The organism is Maribacter sp. 4G9, from assembly GCF_002742265.1.
Taxonomy (GTDB): Bacteria; Bacteroidota; Bacteroidia; order Flavobacteriales; family Flavobacteriaceae; genus Maribacter.
The window spans coordinates 1-19,418 of record NZ_MDGL01000194.1 but is presented as its reverse complement, the minus strand read 5'-3'; the positions used below and the strand labels follow the sequence as shown (position 1 = coordinate 19,418).

18 protein-coding genes are annotated in these 19,418 nt (G+C 40.7%); 8 read left to right on the top strand and 10 right to left on the bottom strand.

The window, feature by feature from the left end; translation table 11 throughout:
• The first annotated feature begins 1 nt into the window (after position 1).
• Positions 2–1,459 (top strand): polysaccharide biosynthesis C-terminal domain-containing protein, encoded by a 1,458-nt coding sequence (locus BFP75_RS20705; protein ID WP_099547224.1) that lies wholly within the window; start codon positions 2–4, stop codon positions 1,457–1,459.
• 1 nt (position 1,460) lies between these two features.
• On the opposite strand, the gene BFP75_RS20700 is transcribed toward BFP75_RS20705, so the two are convergent.
• The 3 genes from BFP75_RS20700 to uvrA all read right to left on the bottom strand — a co-directional run bounded on the left by BFP75_RS20700 (position 1,461) and on the right by uvrA (position 6,864).
• Complete coding sequence (locus BFP75_RS20700; RefSeq protein WP_099547311.1) at positions 1,461–2,492, bottom strand: AI-2E family transporter; 1,032 nt, start codon at positions 2,490–2,492, stop codon at positions 1,461–1,463.
• A 246-nt stretch (positions 2,493–2,738) separates the two neighbouring features.
• Positions 2,739–3,938 carry a hypothetical protein gene (locus BFP75_RS20695; protein ID WP_099547223.1) on the bottom strand — a complete coding sequence of 400 codons (1,200 nt, stop codon included), beginning with the start codon at positions 3,936–3,938 and terminating at the stop codon, positions 2,739–2,741.
• A 145-nt stretch (positions 3,939–4,083) separates the two neighbouring features.
• On the bottom strand, positions 4,084–6,864 hold the full coding sequence (gene uvrA / locus BFP75_RS20690; protein WP_099547222.1) for an excinuclease ABC subunit UvrA: 2,781 nt from the start codon (positions 6,862–6,864) through the stop codon (positions 4,084–4,086).
• 242 nt (positions 6,865–7,106) lie between these two features.
• On the opposite strand from uvrA, the gene BFP75_RS20685 reads away from it, so the two are divergent.
• The 4 genes from BFP75_RS20685 (at position 7,107) to BFP75_RS22025 (ending at position 9,027) form a co-directional block, all read left to right on the top strand.
• Positions 7,107–7,688, top strand: coding sequence for a sigma-70 family RNA polymerase sigma factor (locus BFP75_RS20685; RefSeq protein ID WP_099547221.1), 582 nt, complete (start codon positions 7,107–7,109; stop codon positions 7,686–7,688).
• 74 nt (positions 7,689–7,762) lie between these two features.
• Positions 7,763–7,906 carry a hypothetical protein gene (locus tag BFP75_RS22030; protein WP_165776652.1) on the top strand — a complete coding sequence of 48 codons (144 nt, stop codon included), beginning with the start codon at positions 7,763–7,765 and terminating at the stop codon, positions 7,904–7,906.
• A 324-nt stretch (positions 7,907–8,230) separates the two neighbouring features.
• Positions 8,231–8,812, top strand: coding sequence for an RNA polymerase sigma factor (locus BFP75_RS20680; RefSeq protein WP_099547310.1), 582 nt, complete (start codon positions 8,231–8,233; stop codon positions 8,810–8,812).
• Between the two features lie 71 nt (positions 8,813–8,883).
• Positions 8,884–9,027, top strand: coding sequence for a hypothetical protein (locus tag BFP75_RS22025; RefSeq protein WP_165776651.1), 144 nt, complete (start codon positions 8,884–8,886; stop codon positions 9,025–9,027).
• A gap of 13 nt (positions 9,028–9,040) precedes the next feature.
• Here the strand turns inward: BFP75_RS22025 and BFP75_RS20675 are convergent, their stop codons facing one another.
• Complete coding sequence (locus tag BFP75_RS20675) at positions 9,041–9,703, bottom strand: endonuclease III domain-containing protein (protein WP_099547220.1); 663 nt, start codon at positions 9,701–9,703, stop codon at positions 9,041–9,043.
• A 53-nt stretch (positions 9,704–9,756) separates the two neighbouring features.
• On the opposite strand from BFP75_RS20675, the gene bcp reads away from it, so the two are divergent.
• Positions 9,757–10,209, top strand: coding sequence for a thioredoxin-dependent thiol peroxidase (gene bcp, locus BFP75_RS20670; RefSeq protein WP_099547309.1), 453 nt, complete (start codon positions 9,757–9,759; stop codon positions 10,207–10,209).
• A 265-nt stretch (positions 10,210–10,474) separates the two neighbouring features.
• Here the strand turns inward: bcp and BFP75_RS20665 are convergent, their stop codons facing one another.
• The gene (locus BFP75_RS20665) at positions 10,475–11,953 is read right to left on the bottom strand and encodes a nicotinate-nucleotide adenylyltransferase (RefSeq protein ID WP_099547219.1); all 1,479 of its coding nucleotides are present in this window, start codon (positions 11,951–11,953) and stop codon (positions 10,475–10,477) included.
• Between the two features lie 166 nt (positions 11,954–12,119).
• Between BFP75_RS20665 and BFP75_RS20660 the strand changes: the two genes are divergently transcribed.
• On the top strand, positions 12,120–12,896 hold the full coding sequence (locus tag BFP75_RS20660; RefSeq protein ID WP_099547218.1) for an MBL fold metallo-hydrolase: 777 nt from the start codon (positions 12,120–12,122) through the stop codon (positions 12,894–12,896).
• Between the two features lie 3 nt (positions 12,897–12,899).
• Positions 12,900–13,394 carry a hydrolase gene (locus tag BFP75_RS20655; RefSeq protein ID WP_099547217.1) on the top strand — a complete coding sequence of 165 codons (495 nt, stop codon included), beginning with the start codon at positions 12,900–12,902 and terminating at the stop codon, positions 13,392–13,394.
• Here the strand turns inward: BFP75_RS20655 and BFP75_RS20650 are convergent.
• The 5 genes from BFP75_RS20650 to BFP75_RS20630 all read right to left on the bottom strand — a co-directional run bounded on the left by BFP75_RS20650 (position 13,391) and on the right by BFP75_RS20630 (position 18,761).
• Positions 13,391–14,050 (bottom strand): alpha/beta hydrolase, encoded by a 660-nt coding sequence (locus BFP75_RS20650; protein WP_099547216.1) that lies wholly within the window; start codon positions 14,048–14,050, stop codon positions 13,391–13,393. The two genes, BFP75_RS20655 and BFP75_RS20650, sit on opposite strands and share 4 nt — an antisense overlap.
• A gap of 3 nt (positions 14,051–14,053) precedes the next feature.
• The gene (locus tag BFP75_RS20645; RefSeq protein WP_099547215.1) at positions 14,054–14,380 is read right to left on the bottom strand and encodes a hypothetical protein; all 327 of its coding nucleotides are present in this window, start codon (positions 14,378–14,380) and stop codon (positions 14,054–14,056) included.
• Positions 14,381–14,384: 4 nt separating this feature from the next.
• Entirely contained in the window at positions 14,385–15,644 is a 1,260-nt protein-coding gene (locus BFP75_RS20640) for a dihydroorotase (RefSeq protein ID WP_099547214.1), read from the bottom strand.
• A gap of 7 nt (positions 15,645–15,651) precedes the next feature.
• Positions 15,652–17,571, bottom strand: a complete 1,920-nt coding sequence (locus BFP75_RS20635) for a BatA domain-containing protein (protein ID WP_099547213.1) — start codon at positions 17,569–17,571, stop codon at positions 15,652–15,654.
• Between the two features lie 182 nt (positions 17,572–17,753).
• The gene (locus BFP75_RS20630; RefSeq protein WP_099547212.1) at positions 17,754–18,761 is read right to left on the bottom strand and encodes a glycosyltransferase family 2 protein; all 1,008 of its coding nucleotides are present in this window, start codon (positions 18,759–18,761) and stop codon (positions 17,754–17,756) included.
• Between the last annotated feature and the right edge of the window lie 657 nt (positions 18,762–19,418).

The window sequence follows — 19,418 nt, the reverse complement described above, 5'->3', positions numbered from 1 at the left end:
GATGGGTATCGTACTAAAACAGTCCTTGAACAATACCATCGTAACCTACGTTGGTTTTGCCATTGGCGCGCTAAATACGCTATTTCTCTATACAAATTTTATGCAACCGGACCATTATGGGCTGGTACAATTGATTCTATCCGTTTCCGGTGTTCTCATGCCCATTCTAGCCTTTGGTGTCCCCAACAGTTTGGTCAAGTTTTATAGCAGTTTTAAAACGGAACGGGAACAGGACCGCTTTTTGGGGATGATGCTCTTTTTACCGCTGCTGTTCATCATACCCATAGGTTTCATCAGTTTTTTGGCCAATGAGACCATTGGGGGGTTGCTTTCCAGGGAAAACCCCATAGTACGGGATTATTTATGGCAAATATTCCTGATCGGGATTTCCATGGCATATTTTGAGGTATTCTATGCCTGGGCCAGAATCAGGATGAAATCGGTCTTTGGAAATTTCATGAAAGAGATTTTCTGTAGGGTGGGGCAGAGCATATTATTGATTCTGTTGTGGTTGAAGGTTCTGGATGTTCCCCAATTCATCAATGCCCTGGTGGGTTTTTATATCCTTAGGGTGGGTATCATGAAACTGTATGCCTATCGTCTTCGTTTTCCAAAATTGACGACCGTACTACCCCCTAATTGGAGGGAAATCCTTCAATATAGTGCCTTGATTATCTTGGGTGGCTCTACCGCCATTGTACTTATGGAGGTGGACAAGGTGATGCTCAATAATTATTTGCCCATAGAAAACGTTGCCTTTTATGCCGTTGCAGGATTTATGGCCACGGTGATTGCCGTGCCCAGTAGGGCGATGCATCAGATAACCTATCCCATGACGGCGGAGTATATCAATAAAAATGATTTGAAGTCTTTGGGCGGATTGTATCGGAAAAGCTCTTTGACCCTGTTTATCGTTTCGGCCCTGTTATTGGTTTTGATACTGCTTAATTTGCACGACTTGTATCGACTTTTACCATCGGATTATAGTGAAGGTTATATCATTGTGTTTTGGATTGGCCTAGTAAAGGTATATGACTCCTTATTGGGCAACAACAATTCGATTTTGTTCAATTCAAAATACTACACATCGGTTTTGTTCTTTGGCGTTATGTTGGCCCTATTGGCCGTTGGTTTCAATCTATGGTTGATTCCAAAATTTGGGCTACAGGGAGCTGCAATAGCCAGCTTTTCGGCATTTTTCATCTACAATTCCTTAAAGTTGTATTACGTGAAATCCAAGTTTGGTCTACAACCGTTTACAATGGAGACCTTAAAAGTCTTTTTGTTGGTACTAGGTTTGGCGATTGTCTTTTCTTCAATACCGTTTTCATTTCACCCCATCGTAAAAATTGGGGTCAAGAGTATTTTAATTACTGTGGTTTATTTTATGGTACTTTATAAGTTCCGGATTTCAGAGGATATTCATTCAATACTTGATAAATACCTAGGCAGAAAATAATTCATATTTGCCGAGCTTTTTCAGCTTTTTGTACGCCGTATTGTCCTTTATAGACTTTCAACAAAATCAAGAAAAGGTTTACGATCAAGGGTCCGAATATTAATCCTACAAATCCAAATAGGGGTATACCCAATAGCACCCCGATCAATGTTATCAACGGATGAATACTATCCAGTTTTTGAAGTAGCAATAGTCTAATAAGATTGTCCGTAGAGCCAACTACGACCAACCCATAGATGAGTATACCCCATGCCTGAAAATCGTTTCCGCTGGCAAGACTTAAAACAAAAACGGGAAATATACCTATAAACGTTCCAATAAAGGGAATCATGGAACCAATGGTAACTATCACGAACCAAAACCAAGGGTTATCTATATCAAATATATAAAACCCAATAAGCGCGATGATTCCCTGTGCCAGGGCTACTAGGGGTATCGCAATGGCATTGGAGCGTACTACCTTGTCGATTTCATTGCCCAAGGTAACCAGGGTTTTGTTACTTAGCGGAATATATTCCATCAAGGAATCCCTCATTTCCTTTGGGCTTATTAACATGTAATAAAGGATTATTAGGAGGACCCCTAGAGAAATAACTACGTTCAAGGTACTACTTGCAAATCCAGAAAGGTTTTCGGTCACCCAACCTGATGCCTGTTGGGGGTCTATGGCGTTGGAAACGTCATAATCCAAATGCTTTTCCAATACAAAGACCTGTTCCTTGAATGCGCTGATTACCTGTTCTGACTTATCGGCCAAGTTTCCTATCTTGAATCCCAACATGTATACGGCACCGGACAAGGGAATGCATATACTAATGGTAGCCAATAGTATTAGTGTAATCGCGGACCACCTTTTTCCCAACCCTGTTTTATGTAGTTTTTTCATCCATTTTTTAAGGATGACATATAGCGTAAGCGCCCCCAAAACCCCGGAAATATAGGGTAACATGGAGTCGAATATCAATCCGCCAAAAAATAGTATCAATATTAATAGTAATAATTGTTTGATTAATTTTGGATGTATTTTTTTCAATTTGCCTGTAAATTGGATGTTTGGAAATCTACTAGGTTTCCTGCAGATGGATTGATCCACACGAATAAAAATGTAATCGAATTGCAATAAGTATCCTAATGGACACTATGTAAATAAGGATGGCTCAATTCCATTCAACAAAAGGGAGTTTTTAAAATTCCTACAATAAGACCCTCAAAAAAAAGCCCTGTAGCAAACGTATCTGCTACAGGGCTAAACAACTAACCAACCTAAAAACTATCTTAATTATTCATAATTCCTTCTAGAAGCGGATCTTGTATTACTGCTTCGGGTAGTACCTCTAGATGGAGCTTTACTGACCGATCTTGTCGATTTACTGACCGTAGTACTTCTATTGTTGGAAGGTGTAACGGTCCTTTTTACGCTTCTTTGGGTGACGGTCCTACTATCGTTACTACGGCTTGCCGTACTTCTGTTAGTAGGTGATGAATACGTAGTAGTACTTCTTTTTACCGTAGTACTTCTTGGAGTTTTGGTTACCTCCCTTGTAGATACCACATTTCTTTTTTCGTTACTTCTAACTGTATTATTATCACTACCGCGCCTTACCGTTGTTGAACTGCTTCTGTTCACAGTTGACGATCTTCTTACGGAATTATCCGTTTTTCGTCCATTGTTGCTTGAGGCCACACTTCTTCCAGACTTAAAATCATCACTTCTTCTCGCCGTGTTATTGTTGGAACGAACACCGTCATTGTTTCTGTAAGCCGTACTTTTGTTACCTCTATAGGAATTCTCCCTTACGGCTACCCGATTATCATTTCTATAGATACTCGCCCTTTCACGTCGCACTTGATTGTATCTATGTTCTCTTCCAATGTTTACATACGCCCTACGGGTATTGAATCTATAAGGTGTGTAATAGGTGTACCTTATTGGCGTGTAAAACCTTCTGTAAGGTCTATTGAAAACCAATGCGAATCCTATGGCGGGTCTTACGAAAAACCCGTGAAATGGGCGATATACATAATGTCTGTTATAAATGTTTATGAAACCTGTATGGTAATCATAGAAACCTCTATTGTTATAGAACACATACATGCCACCTACGCTACGAACCCTATTGTTTCTGTATCTGATGTCCACATCACCTATTTGGGTAACCCTTCCATAGAAGTCGTAATAAATAGGAACGTTCTCTACTTGAATCACCGCGCCGTAATCATCATACTGTGCATATGGACTGTAGTCATATCCTGAGTTGAAGGTAATTCCGTTTCTTCTTCCAGTTACATAATCCTCAATGTAAAAGTCGAACTCCCCATCTGGGTATACTGAAAACGTAATGCCATTCTCAACAAAAATAAAGGAGTTGTTGTACCTATAAGCATTGCGCGTTGCAACCTTATCTTCTACTGTACCGTTGGCCAAGACACCTGTAGTGCCTAAAATCATCGCCGTAAAAAGGAGTACTAAATTTTTCATGATATAAGGTTTTAAATTCCAAGTGCAACTATTTACACTCGACTTACATAAAACAAAGAGCGTGCCAGAAATGAAATAATATATTTAAGTAATTGAAAAACAATTATTTAATAAAATATATTTCTAAAGAAAATAAAATTTTAAATTAGACCAATTTTTCTTTTAGGTAGTTTGCAGTGTACGATTTTTTGTTTTTTGCCACTTCCTCAGGGGTGCCCTCGGCTAATAATTGTCCCCCGTTTTCGCCACCGCCCGGTCCCAGATCGATGATATAATCGGCACACTTGATGAGCTCAATGTTGTGCTCAATAACTACTATGGAGTGTCCTTTTTTTATCAAGGCATTAAAGGATTTTAATAATTTTTGGATGTCATGAAAATGAAGTCCAGTTGTGGGCTCGTCAAATATAAAAAGGGCCTTGTCCTTAGTAGCTCCTTTTACCAGGAAGGATGCCAGTTTTATGCGCTGTGCCTCGCCGCCGGATAAGGTAGAGGAAGACTGCCCTAGCGTTACGTACCCCAATCCAACATCCTGTAAGGGCTTTAATTTACTTACAATTTTTAGCTGCTCACCAGATTCAAAGAAGGATATGGCATCATCAATGGTCATGTTCAAGATATCATCGATGTTCTTATGGTTGAAAGCAACTTCCAATACATCCTTTTTAAATCGCTTTCCACCACAGGTATCGCATTCCAGATGCACATCGGCCATAAACTGCATTTCTACCGTAATTTCTCCTTCGCCCTTGCATTTCTCACACCTACCTCCGTCTACATTGAATGAAAAGTGTTTGGCCTGATAATTCCTTATTTTACTCAACTTTTGACTTGCGAAAAGATTCCGTATATCGTCATAGGCCTTTATATAGGTAACGGGGTTGGAACGGGATGAGCGACCTATGGGATTTTGATCCACAAATTCTACATGTTTTATATGCTTGTATTTTCCGTTGACCGAACTAAACTGCCCTGCTTTTTCCCCATAACCCCCGGTTTCCTTAAGAATTATGGGATATAACAATTTTTTGACCAAGGTACTTTTACCACTTCCCGATACGCCCGTTACCACGGTTAGCATATCCAATGGAAAAGTAACATTGATATTTTTGAGGTTGTTTGCCCTACAACCTATTATTTCTATATGATTCTTTGAAGTACGCCGCTCTTTGGGAATCTCAATATTCATGGTTCCGTTAAGATAGCTTGCTGTAAGTGAAGAGGATTTCAAGATTTCCTCCAGAGTACCCTGGGCAACAATATTTCCTCCATGGGTACCGGCTTCCGGACCAATATCGATAACCTCGTCCGCAGCTTTCATAATATCCTCGTCATGTTCCACCACAATGACCGTATTGCCCAAATCCCTTAGGGAAAGCAATACTTCGATCAAGTTTTCGGTATCCTTTGGGTGAAGTCCTATACTTGGTTCATCCAGAATGTACATGGAACCTACCAGGCTACTCCCCAAAGAGGTGGCCAGGTTAATTCGCTGGCTTTCTCCTCCGGATAAGGTATTGGACTTTCTGTTCAGGGTTAGGTAACTGAGCCCCACTTTGTCCAAGAAACCCAAACGGGAATTGATTTCCTTTAAAAGTCTGTCCGCTATTTTTGCATCGTGCTTGGTCAGTTCCAAATCGTTGAAAAAAGGAATCAGGCGCTCAATGGGAATACCCACTAAATCAGAAATGGATTTCCCGCCAATTTTTACATATTCCGTCTCCGGTCTTAGTCTTTTTCCATTACAAATGTTACATTTTGTCTTTCCTCTGTAACGGGAAAGCATTACCCTATTTTGAATTTTATAGCTTTTTTCCTCTAGCGTTTCAAAAAATTTATGCAGGCCGATGAAGTGTTTGTTTCCGTCCCAGACCAATTTTTTTTGTTCTTCAGACAGTTCAAACCAGGGTTTATGAATGGGAAAATCAAATTTATAGGCACTATTGACCAATTGGTCGCGGTAACACCCCATACTTTCGCCCCTCCATGGAAAAACGGCATTTTCAAAAATGGATAGTGTCGTGTTGGGGATTACCAGATCCTCGTCGATACCAATTACATCCCCGTATCCTTCACATTTGGGACAGGCCCCGTACGGATTGTTAAAACTGAAGAGATGCACGTTAGGTTCTAAAAATGTCATTCCGTCCAAATCAAATCTGTTGCTGAAAATTCGTTGGTTGGATGTAGGGAGCTCTTCGATGATACATTGCCCTTTGCCTTCAAAAAAGGCATTGTCCACGGCATTCGCTAATCGATTGTAAAAATCTTCATCGTCCTTGGTGATAATCCTATCCACCACAAGTTCAAATTCTTTGCCTATATCTTCTGGGGCCTGGTCTATTCTGATAACTTTCCCCTGGTATTTTATCCTAGCATAGCCTTGTTTTGAAAATAACTGAAGCGATTTTAAAGCATCGCGGTCATCGCGAATGGTAACGGGGGCGAGTAGCAATAATTTGGTATCCGTATCAAATTGCCTTACGTGTTCAATGACATCGGATACGGTATTTTTTTTTACCTCATTACCTGTTATGGGAGAGAATGTTCTCCCAATGCGGGCGTAAAGTAGCTTTATATAATCATAGATCTCAGTAGTAGTGCCAACCGTAGATCTTGGATTGGTCGAATTTACTTTTTGCTCAATGGCAATGGCAGGGGCAATACCTTTTATATAATCGACTTTTGGTTTGTCCAATTTTCCAAGGAATTGTCTGGCATAGGAAGAAAGACTTTCTACATACCTTCTTTGTCCTTCGGCAAAAAGCGTATCGAAAGCCAAACTTGACTTTCCAGATCCGGAAAGTCCCGTAATGACCACCAACTTGTTTCTAGGAATGACAACATCAATATTTTTTAGGTTGTGCAACTTTGCGCCCTTGATAATGATGTTTTTTTTGGGGTCAACTTGGGATATCGTAATCATATGAGTTATTAAAGTTGCAAAGATACGACTTGACCGTTAGGTTAAAATCCATTTGCCCCAAATCTCATTTCGTCGAGTACTTTTTCACATTTTTTTTGGAGTATTTATTTTTTTATATCTTTGAGCTTCAATAAAAACAAGAGCCTATAGCCTAAAATTACTTTTGAAGTTAAAAAAGTTTTAAATGTCCTATGACCATTTTGGTACTTGGACCCCCAATTTAACCCACAAAAGTAAGGCTTATGATACAGGAACTTGAAGATTCCCAGCTAGTAAAATACTACATGAACGGTAACGAAAGGGCCATTGAGGTTCTTATCAACCGTCACAATGCACGTTTAACGGGCTTCATCTACTCCAAGGTAGGAGACCGTGAATTGACAGAAGACATTTTTCAGGATACCTTTATGAAGGTTATACGTACACTCAAACGAGGTGCCTATAATGAAGAAGGTAAATTTTTGCCTTGGGTGATGCGCATTGCACACAACCTTATTATAGATCACTTTAGAAAAAGCAATCGAATGCCCATGTGCGACGGTACGGATTCCTTCAGTATTTTTTCCTTAATGGGGGACGAAAAGCTAAACGCGGAAAAACAATTGATCAAGGAACAAATTGATACGGATTTGGCAAGGATGATAAAGGAACTTCCAGAAGACCAGCAAGAGGTTTTGGAAATGCGCCTTTACAAGGATATGAGCTTTAAGGAAATTTCTGAAAACACGGGCGTAAGTATCAATACGGCTTTAGGAAGAATGCGTTACGCCTTGATAAACCTAAGAAAGCTTGTTGAGGCGAATAGTATAGTTTTAACGAATTAATTGGTAACAGGTCGAGTGGATCTACTATATTGGTTCCGTTGGCGTTCTTTAACCGAAACCAAAACGGAAGTAATATGGAAAAAATTTACCAAACTAAAGTAAACAACTCTAAAGTAGTATCCGCAAAACCAGAAACAATCAAGTTTTTATTGGATTACTCCAAATCTCTCAATATAACCGAAGCCAAAGGCATCAAATTTGAAAATATCTTGAACTAAGCGTGTTTTCTATCATACAATAAGAACCCCGGGGAAATTTTCTCCGGGGTTTTTTTATCGATAACCTTCCAGAGCGCTGGTGTTCGAACCATCTTCATTTTCTCAAGACCGTTTTTAAAGGTACCGGCGAACTAAAAAAATGTGCATTTATTGTACAGAAAATAGGTTTTTAGACTTTCACATCATAAAAGGGCGGTTTTACAACATACTTTTTCCTACAGGGTGCGATTTATCTAGTTTTATATCAGAATTGAACAACTAATTACAATTAATCAATAACCAAAATCAGGATCCCCACCCTGTCACCTAATGAAAGTAACTAATATGGAATTACAGATTGAAGATTCAGAACTAGTAAGAGATTACATCAGCGGAGATGAGAAAGCATTGGAGATTCTTATCCATAGACATAATCAACGTATTACGAGCTTTATCTATTCCAAAGTTTTGGATAGGGATGTCACCGAGGATATTTTTCAGGATACCTTTATTAAGGTTATTAAAACCCTGAAGAAAGGTAACTATAGTGAAGAAGGCAAGTTTTTGCCATGGGTAATGCGAATTGCGCACAACCTGATCATTGACCACTTTAGGAAGAACAAAAGGATGCCAATGTTCGAGGGGAGCGATGACTTTAATATTTTTTCTGTAATTGGTGATGACAAATTGAATGCCGAAAAACAATTGATCAAAGATCAGATTGATACGGATTTAAGGGAATTGATCGAAGAATTGCCCGATGACCAAAAGGAAGTCTTGATCATGCGCATCTATAAGGATATGAGCTTCAAGGAAATTTCTGAAAATACCGGTGTAAGTATCAATACCGCCCTTGGAAGAATGCGATATGCGCTTATCAACCTAAGAAAAATAATTGAAAAACACAATATCGTTTTAACGAATTGATACGTCAGAATAAATAGATAAACAATATTTCCATTTTAGTTGCGTTAATTTAATGTAACAACAATGGAAATATGGAAAAAATTTACTCTAATTATCAGGAAAGAACTGAGTTTAAAAAAGTTTGCCCAAAAACAATCAACTTTCTCTTAAGTTTTTCAAAGGCACTGTACGATGTAAAGTACAAGGACATGGAGTTCGAAACCTATTTAAACTAAAATACTGACCCGCCTAGCGGGTCTTTTTTTTTCTTAGGTATTCATCGATGACCGATTTTCTTCCAATGGTCCTGGTGATAATGTCCTTGTCCAAATCCCAACCTCTGGCAGGCGAATAATCCCTGCCATACCATATTATCTGTAGATGCAAATCGTTCCATAACTCTTTGGGAAATAGTCTTTTGGCATCTTTTTCAGTTTGAACCACGTTTTTTCCGTTTGAAAACCCCCACCGGTACATTAATCTATGGATATGCGTATCCACAGGGAATGCGGGAATCCCAAATGCCTGTGAAACCACCACACTGGCGGTCTTGTGGCCAACGGCGGGTAGTTCTTTCAGTAGCTCGATTTCCTGGGGAACCTCACCATTATATTTTTTGATTAAAATTTCTGAAAGTCCGTGAATTCCTTTGGATTTCATGGGTGATAACCCTACTGGCTTTATGATCTCCCTAATTTCGGCAATGCTCATTTTTACCATGTCAAAGGGATTGTCAGCTTTTTCAAAGAGTAGGGGGGTTATTTGATTGACCCTCACATCCGTACTTTGGGCGGACATCAGCACAGCAATCAATAGGGTGTACGGATCCTTATGTTCTAGGGGAATAGGGATGGTGGGATAAAGTTCCCGTAATGTGGAAATTGTGAACGATACCTTTTCTGTCTTCGTCATTTTTGTTTAATTTTATAAAAATAATAGTGAACAAAATAATAAGAAAATTGACTATGAAAACACTAAAGGAAGGGGATAAGGTCCCAGAATTTTCAGCCAAAGATCAGGATGGCAATACTATTAATTTATCCGATTATAGTGGAAAGAAATTGATCGTTTTTTTCTATCCAAAGGCAAATACTCCTGGTTGTACCGCAGAGGCTTGTAACTTAAGGGATAACTATAAATCCTTGCAAGATGCTGGCTATGAGCTTCTTGGTGTGAGTGCCGATTCACAAAAGCAACAATCGAATTTCAAAAGCAAATATGACTTTCCATTTCCTTTACTGGCAGATGAGGACCATACCGTCCTTAATGTTTTTGGTGTTTGGGGACCAAAAAAGTTCATGGGAAGGGAATACGATGGAATCCATAGAATGACCTTTGTTATAAATGAGGAAGGTAAAGTTTCCAAGGTCATAGACAAAGTAAAGACCAAGGACCACGCCGCCCAATTATTGTATTAGAATTGGGGCTTTCAAAAATAGGTCCAACCCAAAATAAATCGGGGCCAACATTCCGGTTCTAAAATAAGTACCTCGTTTTTAAGGCTTTTTTCCTAAAAACGGGGTTCTTTTTTTGGGTATTTATTGAAAACTTGGATGATGTAAGAAGTAGGCGTTTTACAAAGTTATCATTTTGGGATTTGCTACTTGTGAGGTATTAAAATGGAACTATTACAAGTCCTTCCATGTCCCCGAAACTATTTAAAATATCCGCCTTTCTATGGGGCTACTTTTTTTCTATCTCCTTCTCAATTTCTTCCGGTTTGGAAAGTTCCTTTTTATTGAACAGGTTTTTTTCCTTGATGATTTCGGCAATACCTTCTGGAAGCATTTCTTCCCATCCATCTTCCCCGTTCATAATTTTTCTCAGTACATCCCTGGAGAAAATATCCATGATATCCGGTTCATAGTCTATTATGTCCATGACCTTGCCATTGTATTTGAAGAACTTGTAGAGCTCCTTCATCCTTGGATGTACCTTCACGTTGTTACTGGTCATCACTTGGCCGGTATCCGGGTTCTTCATGGGATAGAGATAGACCTGTAAATCCTTGAAGAACAGTTTTCCAAAGGCCTCCAAAATGCCACCGCTTAAATGGCGATAGTATTTTTCATCAAAAATATCTACTAGGTTATTGACCCCCATGGTAAGACCTATCCTGTTTTTGGTGTAATTGTTGAAATATTCCACCAGTTTGTAATATTCCTGAAATTTGGAAATCATTACGCAGTGCCCCAGGGAACATAGTAATTCCGCACGGTCCATAAAATCCTCCTCGTCAATTTCCCCTGATGCCTTTAAGTTTGAAAGGGTAATTTCAAAGATTACGATACTATTCTCTGGATCTACCTGTGGATCGCGTACAAAAATATCATAGGATTTTTGGAACATGTCCATATTCACCTTGGTAACGGGTCTAAAACTCCCCCGCAACGCCAAAATATTTTTTTTGTAAAGTACGGCCGCCGGTAATAGATTGTTTCCGTCCGGACCGAACATTACGGCATCGGTCATGTCGTTTCGGATCAATTGAAGGCTCATCAAACGGTTGTCCACTTCCTTGAAATTGGGACCTGAAAAATTGATCATGTCTATTTCCAAGGTATCCTTATCTATATGATCGTATAGATATTTCAGCATTTTTTTGGGCTTGTGGTACTTATAAAAGGCACCATAAATCAAGTTTACGCCCAAAATACCAAGTGTCTCTTGTTGAAGTCTGGCCTCGTTTTGCTTAAAACGAACGTGCAATACTATTTCGTCGTATTCCTTCTGCGTTGGATCCAATTGATATCGGATACCTACCCAACCATGGCCTTTATAGCGTTTGGAAAAGTCAATGGTGGCAACCGTGTTGGCATAGGAAAAGAAAACCCTGTTGGGGTGTTTCTCCCGGCTGATCCTTTCCTCCATCAACTGCATTTCGTATTGGAGCATGGTCTTCAATCGGGCCTGTGTCACATACCGGCCGTCTTCCTCTATGCCATAAATGGCATCACTAAAGTCCTTGTCATAGGCACTCATGGCCTTTGCTATGGTACCCGATGCACCTCCCGACCTAAAGAAATGGCGGGCTGTTTCCTGTCCGGCCCCAATCTCGGCAAAGGTTCCGTAGATATCCAGATTAAGGTTTATTCTTAAAGTTTTGGCTTTGATCGAGGGTATATTCTCGAAAACACTTTCTCTCTTTAAAACTGAGGCCATTCTTTTAATTTGTTTCAACAAAGTTATAAAGAATGGGCAACCTAATGGCCAAACCAATCAAAAAAATACCGCTTATTATTAAATTACCCATGGGCGATACATTTTGGCACAAGCTTAATCCAATTTGGGCCTCTCTTTTCTTAAATAAGGACTAAATTTGGAGAATATGAAAGAAGGCTTAAAGGTTACTTTTCTTGGAACGGGTACTTCGCAAGGTGTTCCTGTCATAGGTAGTGCACACCCTGTTTGTTTGAGTAAGGATACCAGGGACAAGAGGCTCAGGGTTTCGGTTTTGCTTTCGTGGGGTGACTATAACTATGTGATTGATTGTGGTCCGGATTTTAGACAGCAGATGTTGGTCAATCAAGTAAATAGATTGGACGGGATTCTTTTCACCCATGAACATTCGGACCATACGGCGGGTATCGATGATATTCGGCCTTATTTTTTTAGACAAGGGGATATTCCCATTTTCGCCCATAAGCGCGTCGTGAAATCCTTAAAAAAGCGATTCGATTATATATTTCAGGACAAGGATAGATATCCGGGGGCACCATCGGTGGAAATCAATTATATTCAAAAGGACGAGGAATTTGAGGTGGGCGACCGGTTGGTAACTCCCATTCAGGTAATGCACAACAGGCTAAAGGTTTTTGGCTATCGCATTGGTGGTTTTACGTATTTGACCGATGTAAAATCAGTGGAAAAGGAAGAATTCGAAAAGATTCTCGGCACCAAGGTATTGGTCGTGAACGCCTTGCGTATAGAACCCCATCATTCCCATTTTAATTTGGAGGAGGCACTGGCCTTTGTGGAGAAAGTGAGGCCACAGAAGGCATATTTTACGCATATAAGCCATTTGTTGGGTTTTCATGCCGAAGTTGAAAAGAGTCTTCCAGAAAATGTACATTTGGCCTATGACAATCTTACTATTGAGATATAAAATATGAAGAAGAATATTTATTTATACCTATTTCTTTTTGCCGCATTAATTTGCCTTTATCTAGCGGTCAGTGGTAGTAAAATGTCCAAAGTGAACACGAATAGGATTCAAACTTTGGAGACCAAGGTGGACGCTTTGAAAGATTCCTTGCAGGAAAAGGAACTGCGAGCTCTGGAGCTGCAGTACTTCTCGTTGGAAAATAACGATGATGCCTTGGCGTACTATGACCATTTGGAACTGGAAAACCCTACCCGATATATTTCCGATAAATTATTGGAAACCAATGAGTCCAAGGGGGATAACCCGTTGGTACCCTATGAGGGCATGCAGAACGATTTTAAGATCAATAAGATCAAGGTGCTGAACCACAAATGGATTTTGGCCGATTTTTCAGATGGAAAATACTGGGGCGAAATCCTTATCAGGTATGAACTAAAGGATGATTTGGGCGTTGATTTCACCCTAATGGACCATCTTTTGTATACCAGGAGCAACTAGCGGTTTTCTTCCAACCACTTTTTAAGGGAATAAAAATTTTGAGGTGCCACTCCGTGTCCCACCGGAAATTCTTCAAATACATGGGCGATACCAAGCTCTTTCAGAAGTTCAGGAGCCTTTTGGGCCCAAGCTATAGGAATCACTTGGTCTACCTGCCCGTGGGAGGCATAGATTTTTAACGATTGAAAATCCTTTTCGGCATAACCTTCTTTAAGAATCCGCTCGTTTATATAGCCGCTTAGGGCTACGACCCTTTTTATTTTTTCAGGGTAGGAGAGTGCAACTGCATAACTGAGAATGGTCCCTTGGCTAAAACCAAGTAAGGTAACATCCTCTTGATCCAGCTGATAGGCATTACAGGCCTCTTCGATAAAGGCGACAATTTTATCCCTGGATGCTATGGCTTGTGCATCGTCGCTCCATTTACCTTGCTCATTATCAAAATGAATGGCATACCAGGCGTATCCAAAGGGTTGTAATGTATACGGTGCCCTAATGGAAATAATGCAATACTCGCCGGGCAATTCCTCGGCAAAGGAAAACAGGTCTTCTTCATTGCTTCCGTACCCATGTAACATAAACAATACGGGAGCCTTGCCCTGTTTTATGGAGGAAGGTTTAATGATGTGTTCTAAAGATAAGGGAGCTGTGGTCATGTGCTACTGAATAAAGGTAAACCATTTTTGAAAATAGGTTCCTAACAAAGGTACATCTTGCTTTTTATTGTTGAGGGCGCCCAGAAACCCATAAAACCAAAGTGCCAAATAGCAGATGTAAAGTCCGTATAACCCATACTGATTGTACCAAACACTAGAAAAAAGGGCAAAAGCGTGGAACAAAAGGTGGATGCCAAAGGCCTGCCTAATATGAAATCTTGCAAAGTCATGTTTGGGCTCCATATTCATGGTAATGGCTATGAGGGCCCCAATGAGGGTCAAATAGGAAATAATGGCCGTATTTTTACCTTCAACTACATTTTCTGCCATACTTCTAGATATTTATGTGGATTTGGTCGTTGGCAATTGTTCCTAGTACCGTTCCCTTTAGTGTATGGCCCAAGAATAGACTGTTTTTTGAACTACTGGCAATGTGGGCTTCGGTAAAGGTATATTCCGGGTCTGGGTCGAATAGGGTCAAGGTTGCTTTGGCACCTTCTTTAAATTCGGGAATTGCAATCCCGAATAGTTCCCTGCCCCGGGTGAGTATATCAATCGTTTCCTCCAAGGTAAATAGCTGGTTCAAGGCCCCAAAACTACTTTCCAGGCCTATGGTGCCATAATCGGCATTATCAAATTCCACCTTTTTCAACTCAATGTTCAGGGGGGTATGGTCAGCGGTCACAAAATCGATGGTGCCATTTTTGACGGCTTTTATGAGTTCTTTGCAATCCTTGGAAGTCCGTAAAGGAGGCAAGACCTTGTAGTTGCTCTCAAAATCCTCCAGCACTTCGTCCGTTTGGAATAGGTTGTGAACGGCCACGCTGCAGGTAACCTGGAGTCCCTTTTTCTTCGCTGCTGCTATTAGTTTTACGGAGTCTGCGGTACTGATGGTGGGGATATGCAGTTTCCCTCCTGTATATTCCAGAATGAACAGGTCCCTGGAAACCTGAAGCTCTTCGGCCATTGCCGGAATTCCCTTTAACCCAAGTTTGGTGCTAACGGCCCCTTCGTTCACGTTTCCCTTACCGGCTATATGGGTGTCCATAGGAAAGGATAGCACCATGCCGTTAAAATTTTGTGCGTATTGCAGGGCGATTTTCAGTAGGTTGGGGTTGGAGACGGCATGTTTGAAGTCATAGAACCCCACGGCCCCGGCATTTTTCATGTCAAACAGTTCCGCCAGGGTTTCCCCGTTGCCGTTTACCGTAAGGTTGCCCAAGGGGTGTATTGTGGTGAGATGGCCTTTTCCGGCATTTTTCAGGAAAACAATATCTGAACTACTATCGGGGAGGGGAAAACTGTTGGGATTCAAAATTACATCCGTAAACCCGCTCCTCGCTGCCGTATCTAGACCATTTGTAATAGTTTCCCTTTCCTCATACCCCGGTTCGCCAAAACTTGCCCCGGTATCTATCCATCCTAGGGAGACATGTAGATTTTTATGGTCGATTATTTTTGTTTTGGACGGTGCATCAATATCGGTCCCAATTATTACTATGATGCCGTTCTTGATTAAAATATCTCTTTTCTTAAGGTGGAATTCCTTGGATTTTCCATGTATGATCTTTACTGATTTTAGAAGTATGTTCATCTAAGAGTTATTTTAAGAACCTTTGAAGTGCGGATTCCGTTAGTACAAAAACCAGTGCTAAAATAGCAAACCATTTCCAAAATTCGTTGACGCTGTTGGTTTTTTGGACCTCGTCGAAAAATTTGAAAATTGAATCAAAAACCCTGTCACTTTCCATATTGCCAATATCCTGATACCTAAGCCCACTCTCCTTGCGATCATAGTTAAAACTGATTTTTCCCAACACTTCATCCCCGTTCATAATTTGAAAAATACCATCCTCCGTTGGGTTTTCATCAAAGGTCAATTGAACTTTTTTGGGTAGGGAAATTTGCTGCGGGATGAATTCATAGGCATTGGTCGCAATTTTTAGGATATGGTCCTTGGGCAAGGAAACAGGAATTTCCAGTTCTTCGTACCTGTCCAAGGTGTGATATAGCTTGGGCAATTTTAGACTGTTGCGGGCCATGTTATAAAAGGTAGGCACAATGAGGGGGGAATTCTTGAAATTTGAATTTTCCCCATCCAATGCGGCCGAGAAGAAATAGGAATTCTCACCGCCTATTAGAAATGGGTTCCCGTCTTGAAAAGTCAGGACGTTTTGCCCCTCTGAACGTAGGCCGAAATAACTGTTGACCTCTGGATATTGAAAATTGGTTACCCGTTTATTGAAGACATTCCTAAAGATTGGGTGCTCAAAAGCAATAGTGGAAATGGCCGCTTTCTGTACTACATACGCCCCATAGTTGGTGTTGGCAAAAGAGGTAGCGAACCTATTATAGGATGCAAGGTCAATAACAGTCGCCGGGATTACCACAAAAGTTCCGCCTTGGGCAACGAACGTGCGTAGCGTATTTTCCAGACCCGTGGGTATTTCTTCCAATTCGTTTAAAACTATCAGGTCATAATCTTCTATGGCCCCATAGTTTACCTGGCCCAATGGGGTGGAAGTCAAATCGAATTCGGTTGCATTGTATATCCTTGTTAAAAAGTCGATATCCCCATTGGAAATGGCCAGCACCTTGATTTTTTTTGGACGTTCCAAATTAAAAAAGAATTCGTTATCGTAGGGGAGTCCCGTATCCGAAATCACGATCCTTCCGGCGATAGGTTCGTTCGCAGGAACGGAAAAGGTCACAGATGCATTTCTTGAATCGTTAAATGCAGCCGATGTTTTCGCGATTAGATCATCGCCGTTATAAAGGGAAACAGCGTGCGTTTCAAGGCTTGTGTTGGAAGATAGTAAGGTGGTGAGTTCAATGACCTCAGTGTCCGAATCCGAAATGTAAACGGAATCTATGGAAACGTTCACCAAATCCTCAGGGACCTGTTGAATTAGATAGACGTTGGGGTTTTCATCCAATTTTGGCAAGGGTCCCATCCGTTCCTGAAAATCCGAAATAAGTACCGTTCTTTTTAGGGAGGCCGGATCGGTATCGTACATGGAAGTGCTTCTTAAAAGTACCTGGTCCAGCGACAATTGGTTCATACTAGGGGAGAGGTCGATCAACTCGTTCTGTATATCCGCAATTTCAACGTCCTCAAAAACCTTATCATTGGTGAATAGGCTAAACGGGCTGTTTTTGGGTACGGTCCTAATAAGTTCCTGCACCATATTTTGCAATAGGGTACCGTTATCCAATTTTGCCTGCATGCTAAAGGAATTGTCCAGATAAATGACCGTTTCCTGATGTTTAAGGGCATTCTCATTGGCACTAAAGGGCTGGGCAAAAGCTAGGATCAAACCTGTAAAAATGCCCATTCTTGTCAGAAGGATAAGCCACTTTTTCAGAACACTGCTCTTTCTGGATTCGGATACGACCTTTTTGAGCAATTTTACATTGGTAAAGGGGGTTTTCTTAAAACGGCGAAGCTGAAAAAGGTGAATGATTATGGGAATGGCCAGTAACAAAAGGGCCCAAACAAGTTCTGGATATTTAAACTGCATTCCTTTAAGTGATTGGTCAAAGATACTTATTTTGACTTGATATTCCCCATTTTATGTTCCCCGTAAAGGTTCAAATCATCAGGGTGGGGTGTAATTGATTTTCCCTTGGAATTTTTCGGTGGGCGTACGGTTTGTAAATGCAAAATCCGGATGCATTGAGCAATGCCCGGAATCTCTCTGTATCAGCAAAAAAAGAAGTAATCTAACATATTGCGCATCGTCCTGTGCTTAAAAAATGCCCTGATTTCCTTTTGTGCCTCCTCATTGGCAACGGTAACAATGCTTTGGGGGTGTTCAATGTGGTCAAGCTCCTGGAAGGGAAGCAGGGTATGGCCATAGATTTCCTTTCCAATTTTTTTGGGATTATCGCAGATCCATGAGAATTCAACATTCTTTTCCATGAGCGATTGGGCAATTTTTTTCCCCTTGAATCCGGCACCCCAGACAACAAGTGGTCGGTTTGGATCATGATCTAGCTTTAAGAAGTAATGAAGTTTTATGCCCAAAAAATAGTTTTGGGCGTAATGTTCGCTGGTACGGGAGGTTCTGTGGTCATAGTCCCTCCAATACAGCAAGGTTTTATCGCAGGGAATTATTTTGAGTCCGGCTTCATAGAAGCGAAAGGTAAGGTCGTAATCCTCTGGATATCGATATGGGTTAAAACCGTCACAGGCCTCAAAATCGGTACGGTAGACCATCCAGCAAGGGGAGGGGATGACACATTCCTTGTAGATTTCGGTAAAATTCCTTCCTTTTTCGGTTAAAACGTTCAGCCATTTTTCGTACCGGTCATAGCCATCGCTGATGCCTCGGTCAGAAAAATACTTCACCTGTCCTACGGCAACATGTCCCTCACCATGTTCCAGCAACAAATTTGTCATGACCTGCAGTCGGTCCGGGGTCATGATATCGTCGGAATCCATTCGGGTAACAAAGGAGCCGCGGCAATGGGCATAGGCCGTTTGTAAGGCCTGTATGACGCCCTTGCCGGTATTTGGATATACGTCGATTCTCGTATCCCTTTGGGCGAAATCTTGCACCAAATTAAGGCTTGCATCCGTAGAGTGATCGTCCACCGCAATTATTTCCCAATGGGAATAGCTTTGGGCCAGAACGGAATTCAGGCATTCCTCCAGATAGGCGGACGTATTCTTAAAGGGGATGATGATGCTAACCAACGGGTGTACCATGGGAGGTAAGTTAGGAAAATTAAAAAAAAGCTGTCTAAAAGTAAGAATCAAATATATGTGTCACATCGAGCGAAGTCGAGATGCGTTTAAAATAAGTTTGCTTCAATAATCAACGTTCGTCGGTAATCGTTTACGATAGCAGAATTTCAACGACATAGGATTCACTCCGTGTATCCCAAATGGTAGTCCCGGGCAATCATAAAACCCTTCACAAACTGCGTTTGTTGGGTTTTGTATTTTAGTCCGGTTTCAAAAGCATACTTTTGATACTTCTTAAAACACAAAACCCGCAACGAAAGTTGCGGGTTTCTTTTGCGGAGGAAGAGGGTCTTCTTTAAATTTAAAAAACCACTGTTTTTAGGGGGTGTAAGGGGTAAGGAATTTGTACTGACACCGAAAGGGACACCTTTTTAACAATAATTTAACAATTATACGCTTTTAGAATACCAAATGTGTACAATGAGATATAAAATATGAAGTGGTTTAAACTTTTTTTGGATCGAAAGACAGGGTTGCAGAGATTTGTGTTGTGAAACATAAGTCAAACCAAAACAACCCTTTATGTACTTTATTCTTGACAAAGATATGATAGAAGAATCAATAGTCGCATACCTTCCTTCACCTAGTCGTGGCTTTAACGTTACGGTACCCATGGCC